This window comes from Streptomyces sp. NPDC091376 (assembly GCF_044757085.1).
Classification (GTDB): Bacteria; Actinomycetota; Actinomycetes; order Streptomycetales; family Streptomycetaceae; genus Streptomyces; species Streptomyces pratisoli.
In genome coordinates, this window is record NZ_JBIVUF010000001.1 from 524,437 (window position 1) to 547,638 (window position 23,202).

The 23,202-nt window shown below is 70.9% G+C and carries 20 protein-coding genes and 1 riboswitch; of the genes, 16 read left to right on the plus strand and 4 right to left on the minus strand.

What is annotated here, in order from left to right; all coding sequences use genetic code 11:
• The first annotated feature begins 5 nt into the window (after positions 1-5).
• From ACIQMR_RS02305 to ACIQMR_RS02325, 5 genes are all read left to right on the plus strand, one after another.
• The gene (locus ACIQMR_RS02305) at positions 6-815 is read left to right on the plus strand and encodes a c-type cytochrome (RefSeq protein WP_401381859.1); all 810 of its coding nucleotides are present in this window, start codon (positions 6-8) and stop codon (positions 813-815) included.
• Positions 812-1,861, plus strand: a complete 1,050-nt coding sequence (locus ACIQMR_RS02310; protein ID WP_401381861.1) for a Rieske 2Fe-2S domain-containing protein — start codon at positions 812-814, stop codon at positions 1,859-1,861. Before ACIQMR_RS02305 ends, ACIQMR_RS02310 begins: the two co-directional genes overlap by 4 nt.
• On the plus strand, positions 1,858-3,483 hold the full coding sequence (locus tag ACIQMR_RS02315) for a cytochrome bc complex cytochrome b subunit (protein ID WP_401381864.1): 1,626 nt from the start codon (positions 1,858-1,860) through the stop codon (positions 3,481-3,483). Before ACIQMR_RS02310 ends, ACIQMR_RS02315 begins: the two co-directional genes overlap by 4 nt.
• A 124-nt stretch (positions 3,484-3,607) precedes the next feature.
• On the plus strand, positions 3,608-4,672 hold the full coding sequence (trpD, locus tag ACIQMR_RS02320; RefSeq protein WP_401381867.1) for an anthranilate phosphoribosyltransferase: 1,065 nt from the start codon (positions 3,608-3,610) through the stop codon (positions 4,670-4,672).
• Between the two features lie 85 nt (positions 4,673-4,757).
• Positions 4,758-4,875: riboswitch (SAM riboswitch) on the plus strand.
• 200 nt (positions 4,876-5,075) lie between these two features.
• Positions 5,076-6,527, plus strand: a complete 1,452-nt coding sequence (locus ACIQMR_RS02325) for an aminotransferase class V-fold PLP-dependent enzyme (protein WP_401381870.1) — start codon at positions 5,076-5,078, stop codon at positions 6,525-6,527.
• 156 nt (positions 6,528-6,683) lie between these two features.
• Here ACIQMR_RS02325 and ACIQMR_RS02330 read toward each other — a convergent pair whose 3' ends face one another.
• A complete protein-coding gene (locus ACIQMR_RS02330; protein WP_328401570.1) occupies positions 6,684-6,965 on the minus strand; it encodes an Lrp/AsnC ligand binding domain-containing protein in 282 nt (93 codons plus the stop codon).
• Complete coding sequence (locus tag ACIQMR_RS02335; RefSeq protein WP_401381872.1) at positions 6,962-7,687, minus strand: rhomboid family intramembrane serine protease; 726 nt, start codon at positions 7,685-7,687, stop codon at positions 6,962-6,964. Before ACIQMR_RS02335 ends, ACIQMR_RS02330 begins: the two co-directional genes overlap by 4 nt.
• Before the next feature lie 114 nt (positions 7,688-7,801).
• Here ACIQMR_RS02335 and ACIQMR_RS02340 point away from each other — a divergent pair, with 114 nt between their 5' ends.
• From ACIQMR_RS02340 to ACIQMR_RS02360, 5 genes are all read left to right on the plus strand, one after another.
• Positions 7,802-8,044, plus strand: coding sequence for a hypothetical protein (locus ACIQMR_RS02340; RefSeq protein WP_401381875.1), 243 nt, complete (start codon positions 7,802-7,804; stop codon positions 8,042-8,044).
• 46 nt (positions 8,045-8,090) lie between these two features.
• Positions 8,091-9,449 (plus strand): NYN domain-containing protein, encoded by a 1,359-nt coding sequence (locus tag ACIQMR_RS02345; RefSeq protein ID WP_401381877.1) that lies wholly within the window; start codon positions 8,091-8,093, stop codon positions 9,447-9,449.
• Between the two features lie 320 nt (positions 9,450-9,769).
• Positions 9,770-10,798 (plus strand): NlpC/P60 family protein, encoded by a 1,029-nt coding sequence (locus ACIQMR_RS02350; protein WP_401381879.1) that lies wholly within the window; start codon positions 9,770-9,772, stop codon positions 10,796-10,798.
• Between the two features lie 207 nt (positions 10,799-11,005).
• Positions 11,006-12,034 (plus strand): NlpC/P60 family protein, encoded by a 1,029-nt coding sequence (locus ACIQMR_RS02355; RefSeq protein ID WP_401381881.1) that lies wholly within the window; start codon positions 11,006-11,008, stop codon positions 12,032-12,034.
• A gap of 54 nt (positions 12,035-12,088) precedes the next feature.
• The gene (locus tag ACIQMR_RS02360; protein WP_401381884.1) at positions 12,089-13,330 is read left to right on the plus strand and encodes a hypothetical protein; all 1,242 of its coding nucleotides are present in this window, start codon (positions 12,089-12,091) and stop codon (positions 13,328-13,330) included.
• A gap of 348 nt (positions 13,331-13,678) precedes the next feature.
• Here the strand turns inward: ACIQMR_RS02360 and ACIQMR_RS02365 are convergent, their stop codons facing one another.
• On the minus strand, positions 13,679-14,923 hold the full coding sequence (locus tag ACIQMR_RS02365) for a glycosyltransferase 87 family protein (RefSeq protein ID WP_401381887.1): 1,245 nt from the start codon (positions 14,921-14,923) through the stop codon (positions 13,679-13,681).
• Positions 14,924-15,029: 106 nt separating this feature from the next.
• On the opposite strand from ACIQMR_RS02365, the gene ACIQMR_RS02370 reads away from it, so the two are divergent.
• Both ACIQMR_RS02370 and ACIQMR_RS02375 read left to right on the plus strand, forming a co-directional pair.
• Positions 15,030-16,172 (plus strand): glycosyltransferase family 4 protein, encoded by a 1,143-nt coding sequence (locus tag ACIQMR_RS02370; RefSeq protein ID WP_401381890.1) that lies wholly within the window; start codon positions 15,030-15,032, stop codon positions 16,170-16,172.
• A gap of 278 nt (positions 16,173-16,450) precedes the next feature.
• Complete coding sequence (locus tag ACIQMR_RS02375; protein WP_401381892.1) at positions 16,451-18,082, plus strand: GMC oxidoreductase; 1,632 nt, start codon at positions 16,451-16,453, stop codon at positions 18,080-18,082.
• Here the strand turns inward: ACIQMR_RS02375 and ACIQMR_RS02380 are convergent.
• The gene (locus tag ACIQMR_RS02380; RefSeq protein ID WP_401381894.1) at positions 18,070-19,866 is read right to left on the minus strand and encodes an AMP-dependent synthetase/ligase; all 1,797 of its coding nucleotides are present in this window, start codon (positions 19,864-19,866) and stop codon (positions 18,070-18,072) included. The two genes, ACIQMR_RS02375 and ACIQMR_RS02380, sit on opposite strands and share 13 nt — an antisense overlap.
• A 236-nt stretch (positions 19,867-20,102) precedes the next feature.
• Here ACIQMR_RS02380 and ACIQMR_RS02385 point away from each other — a divergent pair, with 236 nt between their 5' ends.
• The 4 genes from ACIQMR_RS02385 to ACIQMR_RS02400 all read left to right on the plus strand — a co-directional run bounded on the left by ACIQMR_RS02385 (position 20,103) and on the right by ACIQMR_RS02400 (position 23,200).
• Complete coding sequence (locus ACIQMR_RS02385; protein ID WP_401381896.1) at positions 20,103-20,864, plus strand: metallophosphoesterase; 762 nt, start codon at positions 20,103-20,105, stop codon at positions 20,862-20,864.
• Positions 20,865-20,928: 64 nt separating this feature from the next.
• Positions 20,929-21,378 (plus strand): SRPBCC family protein, encoded by a 450-nt coding sequence (locus ACIQMR_RS02390; protein WP_385475467.1) that lies wholly within the window; start codon positions 20,929-20,931, stop codon positions 21,376-21,378.
• Between the two features lie 10 nt (positions 21,379-21,388).
• Entirely contained in the window at positions 21,389-22,639 is a 1,251-nt protein-coding gene (locus tag ACIQMR_RS02395) for an ArsA family ATPase (protein WP_401381898.1), read from the plus strand.
• A gap of 96 nt (positions 22,640-22,735) precedes the next feature.
• Positions 22,736-23,200: a DUF5304 domain-containing protein gene (locus tag ACIQMR_RS02400; protein WP_401381900.1), complete on the plus strand. Its 465-nt coding sequence runs from the start codon at positions 22,736-22,738 to the stop codon at positions 23,198-23,200.
• The last annotated feature ends 2 nt before the right edge of the window (positions 23,201-23,202 follow it).

Sequence of the window (23,202 nt, forward strand, 5' to 3'; positions counted from 1 at the left end):
AATCCGTGAAAAAGCTCTCCGCACGACGACGCCATCCGCTGGCGGCGGTCGTCGTCCTACTTCTCGCGCTGGCGGCCACTGGGGGGCTGTACGCCGCGTTCGCGCCCGCGGACAAGGCGCAGGCCGATGAAACCGCCCAGTCCCTCGCCATCGAGGAGGGCAAGAAGCTCTACACCGTCGGCTGCGCCAGCTGCCACGGAACCGGCGGTCAGGGCACCTCCGACGGCCCCTCCCTGGTCGGCGTCGGTTCCGCCGCCGTGGACTTCCAGGTCGGCACCGGCCGTATGCCCGCGCAGCAGCCGGGCGCCCAGGTGCCGAAGAAGAAGGTCATCTACTCGCAGGCCCAGATCGACCAGCTCGCGGCGTACATCGCTTCCCTCGGCGCCGGCCCGATCACGCCGACCGCGAAGCAGTACAGCCCCGACGGTGCCGACATCGCCAAGGGCGGTGACCTGTTCCGCACCAACTGCGCCCAGTGCCACAACTTCACGGGTGAGGGTGGTGCGCTGACGCACGGCAAGTACGCCCCGAACCTCGAAGGCGTGAGCCCGAAGCACATCTACGAGGCCATGCAGACCGGCCCGCAGAACATGCCCTCCTTCCCCGACACGACGATGCCGGAGCAGGAGAAGCGGGACATTATCGCCTACCTCCAGACCGTGAACAGCGGCGAGTCGGCAAGCCCCGGCGGCCTCAGCCTGGGTGGCCTCGGCCCCGTCAGCGAGGGATTGTTCGCCTGGGTGTTCGGTCTGGGTGCGCTGATCGCCGTCGCCATCTGGGTCGCGGCCCACACCGCTAAGGCCAAGAAGTCATGAGTAGCCAAGACATTCCAGAAGAGACCCTGCCCTCCGAGCAGGACCACGCGCGCGGCACCGTGGAGGCGAAGGACCCCTTCGCCGACCCCGGGCTTCCGGCCCACAAGCCGCGCATCCAGGACATCGACGAGCGGGCCGCCAAGCGGTCCGAGCGTACGGTCGCCCTCCTGTTCACGTTGTCGATGCTGGCCACGATCGCCTTCATCGCCTCTTACGTGATCTTCCCGGTCGACGAGATCGTCTACATCTGGCCGTTCGGTCATGTGAGCTCGCTGAACTTCTCGCTGGGCATCACGCTCGGCCTGGCGCTGTTCTGCATCGGCGCGGGTGCCGTCCACTGGGCCCGCACCCTGATGTCCGACACGGAGATCGCCGACGAGCGTCACCCGATCGAGGCCGAGCCCGAGGTCAAGGCCAAGGTCCTGGCCGACTTCGCGGCCGGTGCGCAGGAGTCCGGCTTCGGCCGTCGCAAGCTCATTCGCAACACCATGTTCGGCGCGCTGGCCATGGTGCCGCTCTCCGGTGTGGTGCTGCTGCGCGACCTGGGCCCGCTGCCCGAGGACAAGCTCCGGCACACGCTGTGGGCCAAGGGCAAGCAGCTCATCAACATGAACACCAACGAGCCGCTGCGTCCCGAGGACGTCGTCGTCGGTTCGCTGACGTTCGCCATGCCCGAGGGTCTGAGCGAGCACGACCACAGCTTCCAGACCGAGATCGCCAAGGCCGCCCTGATGATCGTCCGGATCCAGCCGGAGGACATCAAGGACAAGCGCGAACTCGAGTGGTCCCACGACGGCATCGTGGCGTACTCGAAGATCTGCACCCACGTGGGCTGCCCGATCTCCCTGTACGAGCAGCAGACGCACCACGTGCTCTGCCCGTGCCACCAGTCCACCTTCGACCTCTCCGACGGCGCCCGCGTCATCTTCGGCCCGGCCGGTCACGCCCTTCCGCAGCTGCGGATCGGTGTGAATGACGAAGGCTTCCTCGAAGCGCTCGGCGACTTCGACGAGCCCGTCGGTCCTGCCTTCTGGGAGCGCGGATGAGCACCAACGACGCAAACAAGCGGAAAGCGCCCGCGGGTGAGCGGGTCGCGGACTGGGCCGACGGCCGCCTGGGGATCTACTCCCTGGCCAAGACCAACATGCGCAAGATCTTCCCGGACCACTGGTCCTTCATGCTGGGTGAGGTCGCGCTCTACAGCTTCATCGTCGTCATCCTCACGGGTGTCTACCTGACGCTGTTCTTCCACCCGTCGATGAACGAGGTGGAGTACCACGGTTCGTACGTCCCGATGCAGGGCGTGCTGATGTCGGAGGCGTTCGCCTCGACCCTGGACATCAGCTTCGACGTCCGCGGTGGACTGCTCATCCGGCAGATCCACCACTGGGGTGCGCTGATCTTCCTCGCGGCCATGATGGTCCACATGATGCGCGTCTTCTTCACGGGCGCGTTCCGCAAGCCGCGTGAGATCAACTGGCTGTTCGGCTTCCTGCTGTTCGTCCTCGGCATGTTCACCGGCTTCACCGGTTACTCGCTCCCGGACGACCTGCTCTCCGGCACCGGTGTCCGCTTCATGGAGGGCGCGATCCTGTCCGTCCCGGTCGTCGGCACGTATCTGTCGATGTTCCTGTTCGGCGGCGAGTTCCCGGGCGGCGACTTCGTGGCCCGGTTCTACTCGGTCCACATCCTGCTGCTGCCGGGCATCATGCTCGGCCTGCTGGTGGCGCACCTGATCCTGGTCTTCTACCACAAGCACACGCAGTTCGCGGGTCCCGGCCGGACCGAGAAGAACGTCGTCGGCATGCCCCTGCTGCCGATCTACATGGCCAAGGCCGGCGGCTTCTTCTTCCTGGTCTTCGGTGTCATCGCGGTCATCTCGGCCATCGCCACGATCAACCCGATCTGGGCGCTCGGCCCGTACCGCCCGGACCAGGTGTCCACCGGTGCGCAGCCCGACTGGTACATGGGCTTCTCCGAGGGTCTGATTCGTGTGATGCCCGGCTGGGAGATCAACCTCTGGGGCCACACGCTGGTCCTGGGCGTCTTCATCCCGCTGGTGATCTTCCCGCTGGTGCTGGTGGCGATCGCGGTCTACCCGTTCGTCGAGTCCTGGGTCACCGGTGACAAGCGCGAGCACCACATCCTGGACCGCCCGCGCAACGCCCCGACCCGTACGGCCTTCGGTGTGGCCTGGCTGACCTGGTACTTCGTGTTGCTGATCGGTGGTGGAAACGACCTCTGGGCGACCCACTTCAACCTGTCGATCAACTCGATCACCTGGTTCGTCCGGATCTTCTTCTTCGCCGGACCGGTCATCGCCTTCATCATCACCAAGCGGATCTGTCTGGGTCTGCAGCGGCGCGACCGGGACAAGGTGCTGCACGGACGCGAGTCCGGCATCATCAAGCGGCTCCCGCACGGTGAGTTCGTCGAGGTCCACGAGCCGCTGACGCAGGAGGCCCTGCACACGCTCACCGCGCACGAGCAGTACAAGCCGACCGAGATCGGCCCGACGGTCGACGAGAACGGTGTCGAGCGCAAGGTGCCGCGCAGCCAGAAGCTCCGGGCACGGCTGAGCAAGGCGTACTACGGCGAGGGCAACCAGATCGAGAAGCCGACGGTCGAGGAGTACAAGGAGATCACGAGCGGCCACGGCCACCACTGATCCCACCCGCTGATCGAAGCGATCGCCACGGCAGGGGCCCCGTCCACTCGATGGACGGGGCCCTTCGCCGTGCCGGGGCTCGATAGGGTGGAGGCATCCCATACATACGGAACCAGGAGCGGCCATGAGCGCTGTGACCCCCGCAGGAGGTACTACCGCGGCGGGCCGTTCCTGGCCCGCGGTACTGGACTCCCTGCTGTACGGACGCGACCAGAGCGCGGACGCCACCGCCTGGGCGATGGACCGGATCCTGCGGGGCGAGGCCACCGACGCGCAGATCGCGGGATTCGCCGTCGCCCTGCGCGCCAAGGGGGAGACCGTCGAGGAGATCGCCGGGCTCGTACGGACGATGTACGAGCACGCCAGGACGATCGAGGTACCCGGGGCGACCGTCGACATCGTGGGCACGGGCGGCGACGGCGCCAAGACCGTCAACATCTCGACGATGTCCGCGATCGTCGTCGCCGGCACCGGCGCGAAGGTCGTCAAGCACGGCAACCGTGCGGCGTCCAGCGCGAGCGGAGCCTCCGACGTCCTGGAGAAGCTCGGCGTCAATCTGGAGCTGACGCCGCAGCGGGTCGCGGAGGTCGCCGAGGAAGCGGGGATCACCTTCTGCTTCGCCGTGAAGTTCCACCCCGCCCTGCGGCATGTGGCGGCGGCGCGCAAGGAACTCGGTATCCGTACGACGTTCAACTTCCTGGGTCCGCTGACCAACCCCGCACGGGTCAAGGCGCAGGCCACCGGTGTCGCCGACGCCCGGATGGCGCCGATCATGGCCGGGGTGCTGGCCGAGCGCGGCTCCAGCGCGCTGGTCTTCCGCGGGGACGACGGACTCGACGAGCTCACCACGACCGCGACCTCCCGGGTGTGGGTGGTGCGCGACGGTGCGGTGCGTGAGGAGGCCTTCGACCCGCGGGACGTCGGTATCGAGCTGGTCCCGGTGGAGGCACTGCGCGGCGCGGACGCCTCGTACAACGCGGATGTGGCCCGCAGACTGCTCGCCGGTGAGACCGGGCCGGCGCGGGACGCGGTGCTGCTGAACTCGGCGGCGGCGCTCGCCGCGCTGGGTGACGGCGAGGGCGACCTGGTGGACCGGCTCAGGTCCGGCATGGCGCAGGCGGCGGAGTCCATCGACTCGGGCGCGGCGAAGCGGGCGCTGGACCGCTGGGTGGCGGCGAGCAATCGCTAGACGCCGACCGATGTGGCGCAGGGCGCAGTCCGGATGACGGACTGCGCCTTGCGCGCTCCGGAACCTGTGGCAGGATTCTCCTCAAGGTCATGAGTGACAGCGACTACGGCCCCGGCCCGCTGTCCGGCAACCCTCCGTCCGTGGCGGGGTGCCCCGGGTGAAGACCAGGTCGTAGGCAGCGAGGTCTACGGCAAGCGCGGACCCCTGCCCCTGGGGTCCTGGTCCTCAAGGGAGCTGTCTCGTGAGCAAGCGAATGCGCTAGGGCCCCTCGGCCCCTCTTCTCTCACCTCCGTACGTGCCGTCACGCCGTGCGTCGAGGCAACACCCGTATGCGGAGCGGCAGTTCAGCCGCCGTACGGGTTCTCCACAGCCATTTCGCCCTTTCCTCCCGGGAGATACCGCCATGTCCGTGCGCCCCGACACCGCCCCCGCCGTCATCGCTCCTGTCCCCGCCGTCGCCACGTCCGCCGCCGTCACCGTCACCGACCCCGACGCCTGCTGTGCCGCCCCGCTGCCGGTACTCGGCCGGGACGTCACCGTCCCGCTCGTGACCGGTGGCGAGGTCACGTACGCCGCCCTCGACTACGCGGCGAGCGCACCGACGCTGCAGCGCGTGTGGGACGACGTCGCCGCGTACGCCCCCTACTACGGCAGCGTGCACCGCGGCGCCGGATACCTCTCGCAGCTGTCCACCGACCTGTTCGAGAACAGCCGGGCGACGGTCCACGAGTTCCTGGACTGCCGGGACGACGACCAGGTCGTGTTCACCCGCTCCACGACCGACTCGCTGAACCTGCTGGCCGCCGCGCTCCCCGCCGACTGCCAGGTCTTCGTCTTCGAGACGGAGCACCACGCCTCCCTGCTGCCGTGGAGGGACGCCCGCGTCACCTACCTCAACGCGCCGCGCACGCCCGGGGAGGCGGTGCGGACCCTGGAGACGTCGCTCGCCGACCGCGACCCCTACGGCCCCGCGCTGGTCTGTGTGACGGGCGCGTCCAACGTGACCGGTGAGCTGTGGCCGGTACGGGAGCTGACAGCCGCCGCGCACGCCCACGGCGCCCGCGTCGTCCTCGACGCCGCGCAGCTCGCCCCCCACCACCCGGTCTCGGTGCAGGAGTTGGACGTCGACTGGGTCGCCTTCTCCGGGCACAAGCTGTATGCGCCCTTCGGCTCCGGGGTCCTCGCCGGACGCGCTGACTGGCTGCAGGACGCGGAGCCGTACCTCGCGGGCGGCGGCGCCTCACGGAAGGTCGCACGGCGCACGGACGGCGGGGTGGACGTCGAATGGCACAGCACCGCCGCCCGCCACGAGGCCGGCTCGCCGAACGTCATCGGCGTCTACTCCATCGCCTCCGCCTGCAAGGCGCTGACGGACGCCGGCTTCGCCACGCTCGTCGCGCGCGAGCAGCACCTCGTCGCGAAGGTCCGCGAGGGCCTCGCCGAGGTGCCCGAGGTCAAGGTGCTGTCGCTGTTCGGCGACGAGTCCCCCTCGCGTTCCGCCGGGGGGAGCCCCACCCGGGTCGGCGTCATCTCCTTCGTGGTCGAGGGCTGGAACAGTTCCCACTTCGCCGCCGCTCTGTCGGCCGAGTACGGCATCGGCGTACGCGACGGGCTGTTCTGCGCCCACCCGCTGGTCCGCACCCTGCTCGGCAGCGACCCGCAGGACGTGGGCGAGTGCGGCGCGCCGGAGGCCGAGCCGGGGGAGAGGTCGCTGAACGCGATCCGGGTGAGCTTCGGGGCAGGTACGCCGGACGAGCACGTCGAGCGGTTCGTGCGGGCGGTGACGGAGCTCGTGCGCGACGGTGCGAAGTGGAACTACCGCACCGAGGACGGCCGTTGCGTGCCCGCGGTCTGAGCCGGCGGCGACGAAGGACGGGTCCCCGGCGGGAACATCCTCATGGCGCGCTCGGCCGCTTCGGCGAGGAATCGCCGGCGCGGCCGAGCGCTTCGCGCCGGGCCGGACCGGCGCGTGGCCGGGCAGGAGCCCGGCCCGAGGGCGAGCCGGACGCGCCTACGCGTCGAGGCCGATCGCGAATGCCGCCTCCAGGTCGTGCTGGGAGTATGTGCGGAACGCGACGTGCGTGTCCGTCGCCTCGACGCCCGGGATCTTGCTGATGCTGCCCGGGATGACGTCGGCCAGGTCGTCGTGCTTGGCGACGCGGACCATGGCGATCAGGTCGTACGTACCGGTGACCGAGAAGACCTCACTGACGCTGTCCAGAGCGGCGATCGATTCGGCGATCTCGGGAATGCGGTCCACGCTGGTCTTGATGAGCACGATCGCGGTGATCACGGCTGTCCTTCTCCCTCGGTGGCCGCTGCTTGGGCTTTCACTCTAGCCGCCTGCCGGAAACGGCCCCACGCGTAGAGGAACCCGATCCCGAACCCCACCAGATGCGCCAGATACGCCACCCCGGGACCCGTCGACGTGCTCTGGGCCTCCGCCAGCCACTGCAGTGCGAACCAGAAGATCAGCACGATCCACGCGGGGAAGCGCAGCGGCAGGAAGAACAGGAAGGGGTAGAGGCTGGTCACCCGTGTCCTCGGGAAGAGGCACAGGAAAGCGCCGAGCACTCCCGAGATCGCTCCGGACCCCCCGACCAGTGTGTGGTCCGAATCCGCGTTGGCCGCCGCGTAGGCGACGAGCGCGAGGTAGCCGCAGCCGACGTAGAAGAGGGCGAACTGCCCGTGCCCCATGCGTTCCTCGGCCATCGCCCCGAACACGTAGAGGAACAGCATGTTGCCCAGCAGATGGAGCCAGCTTCCGTGCACGAAGAGCGCGGTGAGCGGGGTGAGGAGGGCCCGGGGGGAGCCGCGCAGCAGCTCGCTCGGGATGACGCCCCAGCGTTCGAAGTGGACGGTCTGCGCGGCGAGCAGAGTGTCCCCGGTGCCGTAGGACGGGTTGAGCCCGGAGACCGGGCCGATGACGAAGAGCAGACCGCACAGACCGATCACTCCGTAGGTCACGGAGGGACCTCTCAACGCGCTCCTCGCCGCTGTCCACCGATCGATCATGACCAGAGCATGGCGTACCGGGACCGAAGGGGGCAGACTGCCTCGCCGTGTCACGGCGGACCGGTGAGGTCGTAGGGTTACGGGCAGTACGCACGAAGAGACGAGGACGGCACGATGACGACGGTACCCATGCCGACTGCCGGCACCCGGTGGCGCTGCACCCTGTGCGGCAACCTGACCCGCTTCGACGTGACCCGTTCGTCCAAGGTCGTCGAGTACGTCCATCTGGACCTGGCGGGCGAGCCCAAGGTGGAGGAGCGCGAGGTGGTCAGTGAGACCATCGAGTCGGTCCGCTGCCGCTGGTGCAACGCCGTGGATCAGATCGAGCTGGTGGACAGGCCGGGCAGCGGCTCCTGAGCGGAGCCGTGCGGACCCGTACGGAGGAACGGTGGGGTGACGGATTGTGGAGCAGCCTGACAGCGGCGCCGGGCCGGCCGGTGCCGGCGACGCCGCAGAGGCGCTCGACCGCCCGCTGCCGGAAGGTGTACGGCGACGTGTCGTCGCCCTGGTCTCGGACGCCTTCGGCGGGCTGACCGTCAACGAACTGCCCACCCAGTTGAGGCAGTACGCCCGCTTCACCCCGACGCGCCGCGCGAAGTTCGCGGGCAACGCCATGGCCGCGGCCCTGGAGGGTGACCCGCTGTTCCGGCAGCGCATCGGCGAACGGCTGCGGGAGTCGCAGCCGGAGCTGACCGGTGCGCTGGAGACGGGGACCGCGCCCGCCGCCGCGGACCCCGTCGACGTGGCCGCGGCCGCCTATGTGCTGCGCCCGGCCGGCTGGGTGAAGCTGGTGGCCGCCGCGGGCGAGGAGGCCCAGCGCGCGGACGCCGAGCGCGCCGACGAGGAGAGCCGGCGCGAGCTGGAGCGGCTCCGCGAGGAACTCGACCGGCTGAAGGCGCAGACCAGGGCCGAGACCGAGCGGTTGCGCACCGAGCTGGACGCCGCCCGCAAGGAAGCCGAATCGCTTCACCGCAAGCTGCGCAGCGCCCAGAGCGATGTGAAGCGCGGCGAGGCCGCGGTGCGCCGCACCAGCGCCGAGGCCGAGACCGCCAAGGCCGAGGCGCACGCCCAGGTGTCCGCGGCCGAGAGCGAGGCGCGCCGGCTCAAGGCCAGGCTCGGTGAGGCGGAGGCCGCGGTGGAGGCGGGCCGCAGGGCCTCCCGGGAGGGCCGCTCGATCGAGGACATGCGGGTGCGGTTGCTGCTGGACACCGTGCTGGACGCGGCCTCGGGGCTGCGCCGTGAACTGGCCCTGCCTCCGGTCTCCCTGCATCCCGCCGACACCGTCGACGCGGTCGAGCCTGGCCGTATGACCCCGAAGGACATCGCGGCGCGGGCGCTGTCCGAGACCGACCCGGCGCTGCTGGACCAGCTGCTCGCACTGCCCCAGGTGCATCTCCTCGTGGACGGCTACAACGTCACCAAGACCGGCTATCCGACGATGCCGCTGGAGAAGCAGCGGCTGCGGCTGCTCGGCGGTCTGGCGATGCTCGCCGCGCAGACGGGCGCCGAGATCACCTGTGTCTTCGACGGGGCGGAGCTGGCGGCTCCGGTGCTGCTGGCGCCGCCGCGCGGGGTGCGGGTGCTGTTCTCCAAGCCGGGGGTGACCGCGGACGAGCTCATCCGCCAGCTCGTCCGGGCCGAGCCGCCCGGCCGTCCCGTCGTCGTGGTCTCGACCGACCGTGAGGTCGCCGACGGAGTCGCCAAGGCGGGAGCCCGGCCCGTCCCGTCCGCAATGTTGCTGAAGCGGCTTTCGCGCGTCTAGTACGTCTCGTAACTCCTGGGCTTAATGCCCGATTTCACGGAACGTACCGTCAAGTCATCGCTACTGCCTGTGTGATGTGTGTAAAGAATGCGCTTCGTGGGCCAGATTTTTCTGATGAGGATTTGAACTGATCACAGGAAGGTCACTAGGGTCAGGCCTCGAACCTTCGCACGGTTGATCGTCCATCCGGGATGACAGTGAAGGAACCGCCGATTTCACGTAGTTCAGCCCGATTTACGCGGGGGTGCTGGGCAGGCGTGAGCCGGGGATTCAACCCCCCACAGCCCGGCAGGCGGCTGAGGAAGAAGGAGCTCGCCTTCGTGGCGTCCCACCGTCGACCCAAGCAGCCGAGCCGCACCCGTGTGACCGTGCTCACCGCGACCGCCGCAGCGGCCGTCGCCCTCACCTCCCAGGCCGCGCAGGCCGCACCGGCGAAGCCGAGCAAGGACGAGGTCAAGGCGAAGGTCGACGCCCTCTACCACGAGGCGGAGAAGGCCACCGAGGAGTACAACGGGGCCAAGGAGCAGCAGACCAAGCTCCAGAAGGAGATCGGCGCGATCCAGGACAAGGTCGCCCGCGGTCAGGACGAGCTCAACACCCTGCGGGACAGCCTCGGTTCGGTGGCGAGCGCCCAGTACCGCTCCGGCGGTATCGACCCGTCCGTCCAGCTCTTCCTCTCCGGTGACCCGGACACCTACCTCGACAAGGCGTCCGCGATGGACCAGCTCGGGGCCAAGCAGACCGCCGCGCTGGAGAACATCCAGTCCAAGCAGCGCACCCTCGCCCAGGAGCGCGCCGAGGCCGCCCGCAAGCTCGGTGACCTCGAGGACGTCCGCAAGACGCTGGGCGAGAAGAAGAAGAAGTTCCAGGGCAAGCTCGCCGACGCCCAGAAGCTCCTCAACACCCTGACCGCCGCGGAGCGGGCGAAGATGCAGGAGGAGGAGCAGCGCGCCAGCCGCGCCGCGGGTGACCGCGTCGACCTGGGCAACGAGGTTCCGGCCTCCCAGCGTGGCGCCGCCGCTCTCAACGCCGCCGCGACCCAGATCGGCAAGCCGTACGTCTCCGGCGCCGAGGGCCCGAACTCCTACGACTGCTCCGGGCTGACGCAGTGGTCGTACCGCCAGGCCGGTGTCGGTATCTCCCGGACCACCTACACGCAGCAGAACGACGGCGTGAGGATAGGCCGCAGCCAGCTCAAGCCCGGCGACCTGGTCTTCTTCAACGGCCTTTCGCACGTGGGTCTGTACGCGGGCAACAACCAGATCCTGCACGCCCCGAAGCCGGGTGCCTCCGTCCGCTACGAGTCGATGGACTACATGGGCACCTTCCAGTTCGGCGTCCGGATCTGACGGACCCGACGCCCTCCCAAGCGGCGCCCATTCGGGCGAATTACGGCATCGTCCGCTGACGGTACGCCCCGCCGGTGACCTGTGGTCTCCGTCGGGGCGTCACTGTTTGCGCCCATTGCCGCTTTTGGCCGGTCCGTGTCCCCGCCGTTACTGTCTGCCGCGCAGCAGCCGCTCAGGCTGCGTCCAGCGGAAGGGAGTACGGCTCCTGTGGCGTCCCATCGCCGACCCTCAGCGTCCGGTTTCAACCGGGGTGCCCGGGTCACCCTCCTTTCAGCCGCGGCGGCGACCGCCGCGGCCGCCCTCGGCAGCGCACCGGCCGGCGCCGACCCGGCCGACAGCCCCGAGTCGACCCGGGCCAAGGTCGACCGGCTGTACGAGCAGGCCGAGAAGGCCACGGAGCAGTACAACCAGGCGGAGGAGCACGCGGACGAACTCCGCGGGGAGGTGGCCCGAGCACAGGACAGGGCGGCACGCGGCCAGGAGCACATCAACCGGATGCGCAGCACGCTCGGTTCGGTGGCCGGCGCCCAATACCGCTCCGGCGGGGTGGATCCCGCCCTCGCCCTCCTGCTCTCCGGGAACCCCGACACGTATCTCGACAAGGCCGCGGTGCTCGACCGGCTGAGCGAACGCGAGGCGGAGGCCGTTCAGGAGCTCCGGCGGGCCCAGCGCAGGCTCGGCCAGGAGCGGTCCGAGGCCACCCGGAAACTGGCCGAGCTCGAACGCACCCGGTCCGCCCTGGCCCGCCACAAACGCACGATCGAGGCCAAGCTCGCTCAGACCCAGCGGCTGCTGAACTCCCTTCCGAGGACGGAGCGGGAGGCCTACGACCGGGCGTCGCGCTCCGGCCGGGCCATGCCGGACCTGTCGGGCGGCGCGGGTCCGGCGTCCGCGCGCGCGGCCGCGGCCGTGGCCGCCGCGCAGAGCGTGGTCGGCAGGCCCTACGTCTGGGGCGCGAACGGCCCGCACGGCTTCGACTGCTCCGGGCTCACCCAGTGGTCCTACGCGCAGGCCGGCGTCGGACTGCCGCGCACCTCCCAGGCGCAGCGGTACGCCGGACTGCAGGTGCCGCTGTCGCAGGCCAGGCCCGGCGACCTCGTCACCTACCGCTCCGACGCCAGCCATGTCGCCATGTACGTCGGCAACGGCCAGGTCGTCCACGCGCCCTATCCGGGGGCCGGGGTGCGCTACGACCCCGTCGGCATGATGCCGATCGCCTCGGTGACGCGTCCCTGAGTGCCCGACTGTCGCTCTCCGTCCCGTCCGGCCCGCTCGCATACGATCGGCAGGGTGGCCGGTCAGGGGTTCTTCGGGCGGACGGCGGGACGACGTGCGGCGTCGCTCGTCGCCGCCGGGCTGCTCCTGACGGGCGGCTGCACGGATCCCGAGGGGCCGGACACCGCGGGCCATGACATCCAGCGGACGCTCGACGCCCGGGCCGCGGCGGTCCTCCGGCACGACGAGGACGGCTATCTGGCCGCTCTCGACCCCGCGGCGCGACAGCTGCGGGAGGCCGGGCGAAACGAGCTCGCCAGCCTCGCCGACGTACCGCTGCGCTCCTGGGAGTACCGGCTCACCGATGTACGGCGCTCCGGTGACCGGGCCACGGTCGAGGCCGAACTGCGCTACCGGTTCGACGGGTACGACAGCGCGCCCGTGACCGCCGACCGCAGCCTGGACCTGACCGAGCGGGGCGGCCGCTGGTACGTCACGGCCGACCGCCCCGGTCGCGGCGAAGGCCAGCACCTCTGGCAGCAGGGTGACATCGAGGTGGTGCGGAGCGCCCGCAGCCTGGTCCTCGGCGTCGGCCAGCGCCCGGCGCGGCTGCGGGAGATCGCGGCGGACGCCGATCGCGCCGTGCCCGCGGTGTCGGCGGCGTGGCCCGAGCACTGGGCGGGACGGGTGGTGGTCCTGGTGCCGGCGTCACTGGACGCGATGGGACGGCTGCTGGGGGCGCCGGCCGAGGGGTACCGGGGCATCGCGGCGGTCACCACGGGCGAGACCGGGGGGAGCGCGGCGGTCCGGGCCGACCGGGTGATCGTCAACCCGGAGGCGTACGGAGTGCTCGGCGAGGTCGGCCGCCGTGTCGTCCTCACACACGAGACCGCGCACGTGGCGACCAGGGCGCACACCTCCGCCACCACGCCGGTGTGGCTCTCCGAGGGCTTCGCCGACTGGGCCGCCTACCGCGGGACCGGCCGCACGGCCGCCGAGGCCGCCCCGGAGCTCCAGCGGGCGGTCCGCCGCGGCGATCCGCCCGCCCGCCTCCCCGCCGACGCCGACTTCGCCTTCGGCGCCGACGCGGAGGCGCTGGGCCGTGCCTACGGGAGCGGCTGGCTGGCCTGCGAGTTCATCGCCGAGCGATGGGGCGAGGACCGGCTGCGGGCCCTCTACCGCGCGGTGGGCGACGCGGAGCCGCGCGAGGGCGCGCGGGAGTCCGCGCTCGAATCCGCGCTGAACAAGGTGCTCGGCACGAGCGTGGAGGCCTTCACGGCGGACTGGCGCGAGTACGTACGCGCACGCCTGACCTGAGCTGTCGGGCCGGAACTGGGCCGCCTGTGACGTGAGCTGTCGGGCCGGAACTGGGCCGCCTGTGACGTGAGCTGTCGGGCCGGATCTGTGGCGCCTGTGCCGTGAGCTGTCGGGCCTGACCTGGGCCGCCGCCTCTGACCTGAGCCGCCGAGCCGGATCTGGGCCGCCGCGCCTGCCGTGGGCCGCCTCTGACCCGAGCCGCCTGTGCCGTGAGCCGCCGTGGCGAACCTGAGCCCCGCCGCCGGCCGGTGCCTCCGCCCGCGGTCGCTCCGTCGGACGGGCCCGTATGCCGGAGGTGCGGGCGTGGGCGCTCGCCCCGCTGTTCCGGTGGCCGGGGACGCGTCGGTGTCAGGGCTCGACGGGCTCCTTGTCGCGGGCGGGCTGAGCGGGCAGCGCCCGGCGGCCCCGTCGCCGTGCGGGTTCCGCGGGCCGGGGGACCGTGCTCGTCCACAGCCGCCGGCAGGCCATGAGCGCGGCCACGACGAGCAGACCGTTGCGCGCCGCCAGCACGGCGATGCCCCTCGCGTCGCTCGCCACCACGAGGTCGAACCAGACGGGGAACCCGAGGAACGTGAGCCCCGTGGCCGCCAGCACCAGGCATCCTGGCACCGCCATCCGGCTCGACCGGAACGCGAGGCAGACCGCGGCCAGACCCACCAGCCAGATCATGTACTGCGGGCTGATCACCCGGCTCGTGATCGTGAACAGCAGCACCGCCGTGAACGCCGCGTCGGCCGTGGTGGCGGCCGTGAACCGCCTGGCCCGCAGCCGCCATGCCGCCAGCCAGGCGAAGGCCACCACCGACAGCCCGAGCGCCGTCGCGCTGACCTGCGGCACGTACGGTCCCAGGAACTCGACCGAGCCGTAGTTGAGCAGCACCTGGCCGTCCCAGCCGGCATGCCGGGCCACATGGAAGACCAGCGCGCCCAGCGACTCGACCTCCGTGCCCCGGTCCCGCTGGAAACCGAGGAACGCCAGCGCCCCGGGCATCGCCGCCGCGAACACCAGCAGCAGACCGGCCCCCGTCACCGCCGCCGCGATCCAGGAACGGCCCTTGCGCATCCCGGCCAGCACCAGCACCGGCCACACCTTCAGCAGCGCGCCGAACCCGGCCAGCGCCCCTGCGAGCCGCGGCCGGCGCGCGGCCGCGAACAGGGCCGCGACCGCGACCGCCGTCACCATCAGGTCGTAACGGGCGTAGGCGGTCGGACCGAGCAGCGGGACCCCCGCGACCCACGCCCAGGCCCCCCGCGTCGACTTCCCGGGCCGCCGCCCCGCGTACAGCAGGAGCCCGAGCACTGCCGCGTCGCAGACCAGCGCGAGCACGAAGAAGGCGGAGACGTAGTCCAGGAAGGGCAGCAGGGCGGGGGAGAGGATCGCCAGGGCGGCGGCGGGCGGATACTGCCAGGTGACATCGTCCACCGGGTACGTGCCGGTCCTCAGGACCTCGTACCAGCCCTGGTAGATCACCGCGACGTCGCTGGTCACATCCGGGCCCCGGACGACGAGGACCTTCAGGACCCAGAGCAGCACCAGGGTCCTGGTGAGGGCCCAGGCCAGGACGGACAGGCCCGTACCGACCGCACCCTTCATGGCCACCTCATCCCGATCCGTTCCCGTACGCCCCGAACTGTCATGATGCCCGGTAGGGCCGTACGCGCGCGAAGAGGCTCGGCCGCCGTTGGTACTGTCGGCGGCGATGGAGAAGACCCTGATCGTGACCAACGACTTCCCGCCGCGCCCCGGCGGCATCCAGGCGTTCCTGCACAACATGGCGCTGCGCCTGGACCCCGAGCAGCTCGTCGTCTACGCGTCCACCTGGAAGCGCGGCCGCGAGGGCGTCGAGGCGACGGCCGAGTTCGACGCCGAGCAGCCCTTCACGGTGGTCCGCGACCGCACCACCATGCTGCTGCCGACGCCGCGCGTCACCCGGCGGGCGGTGGGACTGCTGCGGGAGCACGGCTGTACGTCGGTGTGGTTCGGGGCCGCCGCGCCGCTCGGGCTGATGGCACCCGCGCTGCGCAGGGCGGGAGCCCGGCGGCTCGTCGCGACCACGCACGGGCACGAGGCGGGCTGGGCGCAGCTGCCCGGGTCCCGGCAGCTGCTGCGCCGGATCGGCGAGGGCACGGACACGATCACCTACCTCGGTGAGTACACGCGCTCGCGGATCGCCGCGGCGCTGACGCCCGAGGCGGCCGGACGGATGGTGCAACTGCCGCCGGGCGTCGACGAGAAGACCTTCCACCCGGGCTCGGGCGGGGACACGGTCCGCGAGCGGCTCGGGCTCACCGACCGCCCGGTGGTCGTCTGCGTCTCCCGGCTGGTGCCGCGCAAGGGCCAGGACACGCTGATCCTGGCGATGCCCGCGATCCTGGCCGAGGTGCCGGACGCGGTACTGCTGATCGTCGGCGGCGGGCCGTACGAGAACGACCTGCGCAAGCTCGCCGAGGCGACGGGGGTGGCCGCGTCCGTGCGGTTCACCGGCTCCGTGCCCTGGGAGGAACTGCCCGCGCACTACGGCGCCGGTGACGTCTTCGCCATGCCGTGCCGTACGCGGCGCGGGGGGCTGGACGTGGAGGGCCTCGGCATCGTCTATCTGGAGGCCTCGGCCACCGGCCTCCCGGTCGTCGCGGGCGACTCCGGCGGCGCACCGGATGCCGTGCTCGACGGCGAGACGGGGTGGGTCGTACGGGGTGGCTCGCCCGGGGACTCGGCGGACCGGATCGTGACCCTGCTCCAAGACCCGGCCCTGCGCCGGCGCATGGGGGAGCGGGGCCGTGAGTGGGTCGAGGAGCGCTGGCGCTGGGACCTCCTGGCGGACCGTCTCAGGGCGCTGCTCTAGGGGGTCCGGCGGGTCCTGCCGGGCTCGCGCCCGACCCACCGGACACCCCTGCCAGGCGCCGCCGACGAAGGACGCGCCCACTGCTTCGGGGCGATGGCCACCGGGGAAGCCAGGACAACCCTGAGGCGCGTTCCGGGGACCGGCGCCCGGACCTCCGTCGTGCGCGCACTGCGAGCCCCCTCGCCCGGCCCTGGCGGAATCGGCACTCTTGCGTGCCCGCGAAGAAAGCTTCCCGCGGTGTATAGGCGGAACCGAAAAGTCCGCACATGCTGCGCATCATGACACCAAATCTGACGCGCCGTCACTTACTGGGTCTCGGCGCCCTCCAGACCGCCGCCGCGCTCGGCCTCACGCGCATCACGGCCACCCCCGCACAGGCCGCGCAGAGATCCCGGGCCGCGCAGGCCACCGACCACACCCCCGCTCTCGTCATCGGCTCCGGATACGGCGCCGCCGTCACCGCACTTCGCCTCGGCGAGGCCGGAATCCCCACCCTCGTCCTCGAGATGGGCCGGCTCTGGGACACCCCGGGCCCCGACGGAAAGCTGTTCTGCACCACCGGCGCCCCGGACCACCGATCCATGTGGTTCCGCACCCGCACCGAGGCCCCGCTCGCCCAGTTCCTCTGGCTCGACGTCGTCAACAAGGACATCAGCCCCTACCCCGGTGTCCTCGACCGCGTCCGCTTCGCCAACATGTCCGTGTACGTGGGGCGTGGCCTCGGCGGCGGGTCACTCGTCAACGGCGGCATGGCCGTCACCCCGGAACGCGCGTACTTCACCGAGGTGCTGCCGGCCGTCGACGCGACCGCGATGTACGACACGTACTTCCCGCGCGCCCGCCGGATGCTGGGCGTCAACACCATCGACCCGGCGTGGTTCGAGTCCACCGAGTGGTACCGCTTCACCCGGATCTCCCGCAAGCACGCCGCCAACACCGGCCTCGGGACGACCTTCGTGCCCAACGTCTACGACTTCGGCTACATGCAGCGCGAAGCCGCGGGCCAGGCCGTCAGGTCCGCCCTCGGCGGAGAGGTCATCTACGGCAACAACCACGGAAAGCGCAGCCTCGACAAGACCTATCTCGCCGCCGCGCTCGGCACCGGCAACGTCACCATCGAGACCCTCCAACGGGCCCGCGCCGTACGGAGACAGCCCGACGGCACGTACGTCGTCACCGCCGACCGCATCGACACGACCGGCAAGGTCGTCGCCACCCGCGACATCGGCTGCACCCGGCTCTTCCTCGGCGCCGGCAGCCTCGGTACCACCGAACTCCTCCTGCGTGCCCGGGAGTCGGGCGCGCTGCCGGACCTCAGTGAGCATGTCGGCAAGGGCTGGGGCACCAACGGCAACGTCATGACGGCCCGTGCCAACCACCTGTGGGACACCGTCGGCGCCAACCAGGCGACCATGCCCGTCATGGGCATCGACGACCGGTCCAACACCGCCAATCCGGTCTTCGCCGAGATCGCCCCGCTCCCGATGGGCTTCGAGCACTGGATCAGCCTCTACCTGGCGATCACCAGAAACCCCGAACGCGGCACCTTCACCTACGACGCCGCCACCGACTCCGCGCGACTCGACTGGTCACAGGCGCAGAGCCAGGTCTCCGTCAACGCGGCGAAGAAGCTCTTCGACCGCATCAACCTCAGGAACGCCACCATCTACCGGTACGACCTGTTCGGCGGCAACAAGACCTTCGCCGACGACTTCACGTACCACCCGCTCGGCGGCTGCGTGCTCGGCAGGGCCACCGACGACTACGGCCGTGTGCGCGGCGCCCCCGGGGTGTACGTCACCGATGGAGCCCTGATCCCGGGCTCCATCGGTGTCAATCCGTTCGTCACCATCACCGCGCTCGCCGAGCGCAACATGGCCCGCGTCCTGGCAGAGGACTACGCGCGGTAGATCGCCTCGATCTCGTCGGCGTAGTCCTTCGCCACCACATTCCGCTTCAGCTTCAGCGACGGCGTGATGTGGCCGGCCTCCTCCGTGAACTGGGAGGTGAGAATGCGGAATTTCCGCACCGATTCCGCCTTGGAAACCGCGGCATTGCCCTCGTCCACCGCCCGCTGGATCTCCGCCAGCAGGTCCGCGTCATCGCGCAGGGAAGCGGCCGTCGAACCGACCGGCTTCCCGTTGTCGGCGGCCCAGCGGGCCAGGAACTCGTCGTCGATCGTGACCAGCGCGCCCACGAACGGCCGCCCGTCACCCACCACCATGCACTCCGCGACCAGCGCGTGAGCCCGGATACGGTCCTCGATGACCGCCGGGGCGACGTTCTTGCCGCCCGCCGTCACCAGGATCTCCTTCTTCCGGCCGGTGATCGCGAGATAGCCGTCCTCGTCGAGCGTGCCGATGTCACCGGTGTGGAACCAGCCGTCGGCCAGGGCCTCCGCCGTGGCCGCCTCGTTGTTCCAGTAGCCGGTGAAGATGTGCTCGCCGTGCAGCAGCACCTCGCCGTCGTCGGCGATCCGCACCACCGAACCCGGCAGCGGCTGCCCGACCGTACCGATCTTCTGCCGGTCCCACGGGTTGAACGCCGTCGCCGCACAGGACTCCGTGAGGCCGTAGCCCTCCAGCACGGTGAAGCCGATGCCGCGGAAGAAGTGACCGAGCCGCTCACCCAGCGGCGCACCGCCGGAGACCGCGAACTCGCCGCGTCCGCCCAGCACCGCACGCAGCTTGCTGTACACCAGCCGGTCGAACACCTTGTGCTTGAGCTTCAGCCCGAGCGGGGCGCCCTGCGGGGTGCCGATGGCGCGGCTGTACGCGATCGCCGTGTTCGCGGCCTTGTCGAAGATCTTGCCCTTGCCGTCCGCCTGGGCCTTCGCCCGCGCCGAGTTGTAGACCTTCTCGAAGACGCGCGGCACACCGAGGATCAGCGTCGGGCGGAAGGCCGCCAGTTCGTCGGTGAGGTTCTTGATGTCCGGAACACAGCCGAGCTTGATCGGCGCCATCACGGACGCGATCTCGACCATGCGGCCGAAGACGTGCGCGGCCGGCAGGAAGAGCAGGACCGAGCTGTCACCGGTACGGAACAGCGGCTTGAGCCGCTCGACCAGGTTGCCGCACTCCGCGAAGAACGCGCGGTGCGTGAGCACACAGCCCTTGGGGCGTCCCGTGGTGCCCGAGGTGTAGACGATCGTCGCCGGGTCGTCGGCCTTGGTGACCGCGCCGCGCGCGTCGAGCGTCTCGTCCGAGACCTCCGCACCCGCCGCGGTCAGCTCACCGATCGCGCCGTCCTCGATCTGCCAGACGTGCCGGAGGGCCGGCAGGCTCTCGCGTACGGACTCCACGGCCGCCGCGTGCGCCGGGCTCTCCACGATCACCGCGACCGCACCGGAGTCGCCGAGGATCCACTGCACCTGCTCGGCCGAGCTGGTCTCGTACACCGGCACGGTCACGCCGCCGGCGCTCCAGATCGCGAAGTCCAGCTGCACCCACTCGTAGCGGGTGCGCGACATCAGGGCGACCCGGTCACCGGGGCTCACACCGGCGGCGACGAGCCCCTTCGCGGCCTCGCGCACCTCGGCGAGGAACTGTGTGGCGGTCACATCGGTCCAGGCACCGGCGACCTTTCTGCCCATGACCGCGACGTCGGGATGCTGCGTCGCGTTGCGGCGGATGAGATCCGTCAGATTGCCGTCCGTGGGGACCTCGTACAGGGCCGGAAGGCTGAACTCGCGCAAGACTGCTGCTCCTCATCGGGCGCCGGCGCCACGGCTCTGTGTGAACGCACCGGGGACTGCCCGGACGTTACCCATGAGTACTTGGTTCCGGATAGGGGCACCGGCCAGATGTTCCCTGCGTCACACCGCTGTGCCGCACCGTGGCGAACACTATTCCACCCTATGGACGGTTCGGCAGTAACCGCAGGTCCGGCCTCCTCTACCCACCGATGCCCGACGACTCTAGGGTGATCACCATGCGAGTTCATGTGGTCAGTGACGTGCACGGCAACGCCGCGGACCTCGCGGGCGCGGGCGACGGGGCCGACGCCCTGATCTGCCTCGGTGACCTGGTGCTCTTCCTCGACTACGCCGACCACTCCCGCGGCATCTTCCCCGACCTCTTCGGCGTCGAGAACGCGGACCGTATCGTCGAACTGCGCACCGCCCGCCGCTTCGAGGAGGCCCGCGAGCTGGGCCGCCGGCTCTGGGCCGGGCTCGACCGCGACGCCGCGATCCTCGCCGCCGTGCGCAAGCAATACACGGAGATGTTCGCCGCGTTCCCCACCCCGACCTACGCCACCTACGGCAATGTCGACATCCCGCACCTGTGGTCCGAGTACGCGCGCCCCGGCACCACCGTCCTCGACGGCCAGCGCGTCGAGCTGGGCGGACTCGTCTTCGGCTTCGTCGGCGGCGGTCTGCGCTCCCCGATGCGTACGCCGTTCGAGATCTCCGACGAGGCCTACGCGGCGAAGGTCGAGGCTCTTGGCGAGGTCGACGTCCTGTGCACGCACATCCCGCCGGAGGTGCCCGAGCTGACGTACGACACGGTCGCCCGCCGCTTCGAGCGCGGCAGCCGGGCGCTGCTCGACGCCATCCACCGGATCCGGCCCCGGTACTCCCTCTTCGGGCATGTGCACCAGCCGCTGGCGCGGCGCATGCGGATCGGCGCCACCGAGTGCGTGAACGTCGGGCACTTCGCGGCGACCGGGAGGCCGTGGGCCCTGGAATGGTGACGGGCCCGGTCACGATAGATTGCTGACCGCAACCCTGTCCGGAGATCACTGGAGGAGCCCGGCGATGGCGGAACACACCAGCTCGAGCATCACCATCGACGCGGCACCGGCCGATGTGATGGGGGTGATCTCCGACTTCGCGCGCTACCCGGAGTGGACCGGCGAGGTGAAGGAGACCGAGGTCCTGGAGAAGGACGACCAGGGCCGCGCCCTCCAGGTCCGACTGGTGCTCGACGCCGGCGCGATCAAGGACGACCACACCCTTGCCTACACCTGGACCGGCGACAACCAGGTCTCCTGGACGCTGGTCAAGTCCCAGATGCTGCGCGCCCTGGACGGCTCCTACACACTGGCGCCGGTCGGCGGCGGCGAGCGCACCGAGGTCACGTACCAGCTGACCGTCGACGTCAAGATCCCCATGCTCGGGATGATCAAGCGCAAGGCGGAGAAGGTCATCATCGACCGCGCGCTGGCCGGTCTGAAGAAGCGCGTCGAGTCCGGCCCGAAGGCCTGATCCCCCCTCCATGCGCACCGTCTTCGTCACCGGCACCGGCGGAGCCGGCCGGACCACCGTCGCCACCGCCCTCGCACTCGCCGGGGCGCGGCGAGGCGAACGGGTTCTGCTGCTGTCCACCGAACCGGCCGACGCGCTCGCGGGAACCGGCGTGGCCGCGGGAGCCGGTGTCCCGGTCCCGGCCGGAGCCGATGTCCTGGCCTCGGCCGGGGCCGGTGTCCCGGTCCCGGCCGAAGGCGACGCCGGCGTACCGGGTCTGACCGTCGTCCGCCTGGACTCCGACGCCGACTTCCGGCGCGAGTTCCTCACCTTCCAGGAGCGGGCCGACGCCGCCCTCGACCTGCTCGGGGCCGTCCCCCTGGAGGACGGGGAGCTCACGGAGCTGCCGGGCAGCGAACAGTTCGCGATGCTCCGCGCCCTCAAGACGGCCGGCGAGGGCGACCACGACCTCGTGGTCGTCGATCTTCCCCCGGTACGTCAGGCGATCGCCCTGCTCGCCCTCCCCGAGCAGCTGCGGCGCTACCTCCGGCGGCTGCTGCCCGTGGAACGCCAGGCCGCCCGCTCGCTACGCCCCGTGCTCGCCCAGCTCGCGGGCGTTCCGATGCCCGCGCAGTGGCTCTACGAGACGGCCGCCCGCTGGGACGCGGAGCTCGCCCTCGTCCAGGCGCTGGTCGAGAGCCCCGACACGTCCGTACGGCTGGTGGCCGAGCCCGGCTCCGCCGCCGCCGGTCGCGCCCTGCGCACGGCCCGGCTCGGGCTTGGCCTGCACGGCCCGGCCCTCGACATGGTGATCGCCAACCGGATCCTGCCGACCGGGTCCGCCGAACCCTTCCTCGCGGCGCTCTCGGGGCGGCAGCAGAGCGCGATCAAGGAGTGGCGCGAGGAGTTCGGCGGCATACCGGTCCAGGAGGTGCCCCACGCCGGGCACGACCCGCAGGAACCCGCCGACCTCGACGAGCTGATCGACGAGCCCACCGGCCGCACCTGCGACCCGGTCCCCGTGAAGGGCTGGACGGTCGAGGACCGCAGGGCCGACGACGGTGTGCTGGTCTGGCGGCTGCCGCTGCCAGGAGCCGTCAAGGACCAGCTGCAGCTGGTCCGCCGGGACGACGAACTGTTCGTCACCGTCGGCCCGTTCCGCCGGATCCTCCCGCTGCCGTCCGTGCTGCGCCGCTGCACCGTCACCGGCGCCGGCCTCAGGGAGGGCGAGCTCAAGGTCCGGTTCCTGCCGGATCCCGGCCTGTGGCCGAAGGGCCGCTGAACCGCCGAAGGGCCGCTGGACCGTCGAGGAGCCGCTGAACCGTCCCCTGCCGTTCGGGTACCGTCGACGTACGAAGAACTTTCCTAGGAGTACGCCATGAGCGATGCCACCGAACGTCCCGCCGTCGACGCCGACGCATGGGCGACGGCGTGCGCCGAGGACCTGGAGGCGGAGCGGGCCCGCCGCCGCGAACAGCACGGGCAGACCACCGGCACCGCGGGCGAGGAACTGCGCAAGCTCCTCGACGCGGTCGCCGACAAGGTCTCGTCGCTGCAGAACCCGCTGCTCGGCATGGCCGCGCAGGGAGCGGTGCAGCAGTTCATCAACCAGGCGAAGTCGGCCGTGGAGCCGGTCATCGAGCGCAACCCGCAGGTCTTCGACCATCTCGCGGCCGCGGGCAACGAGCTGCTGGCCGCGTACCGCTCCGCCGTGGAAGGGCAGGAGCGCCGCTGGACCCGGAGCGGGACGTCCGGCCGACCGGACCACCGCACGGACGGGACCGACCGTAACGACCGACGGGACGAGGGGCCCGGTCCGAGCGAGAAGATCGACCTGGACTGAGG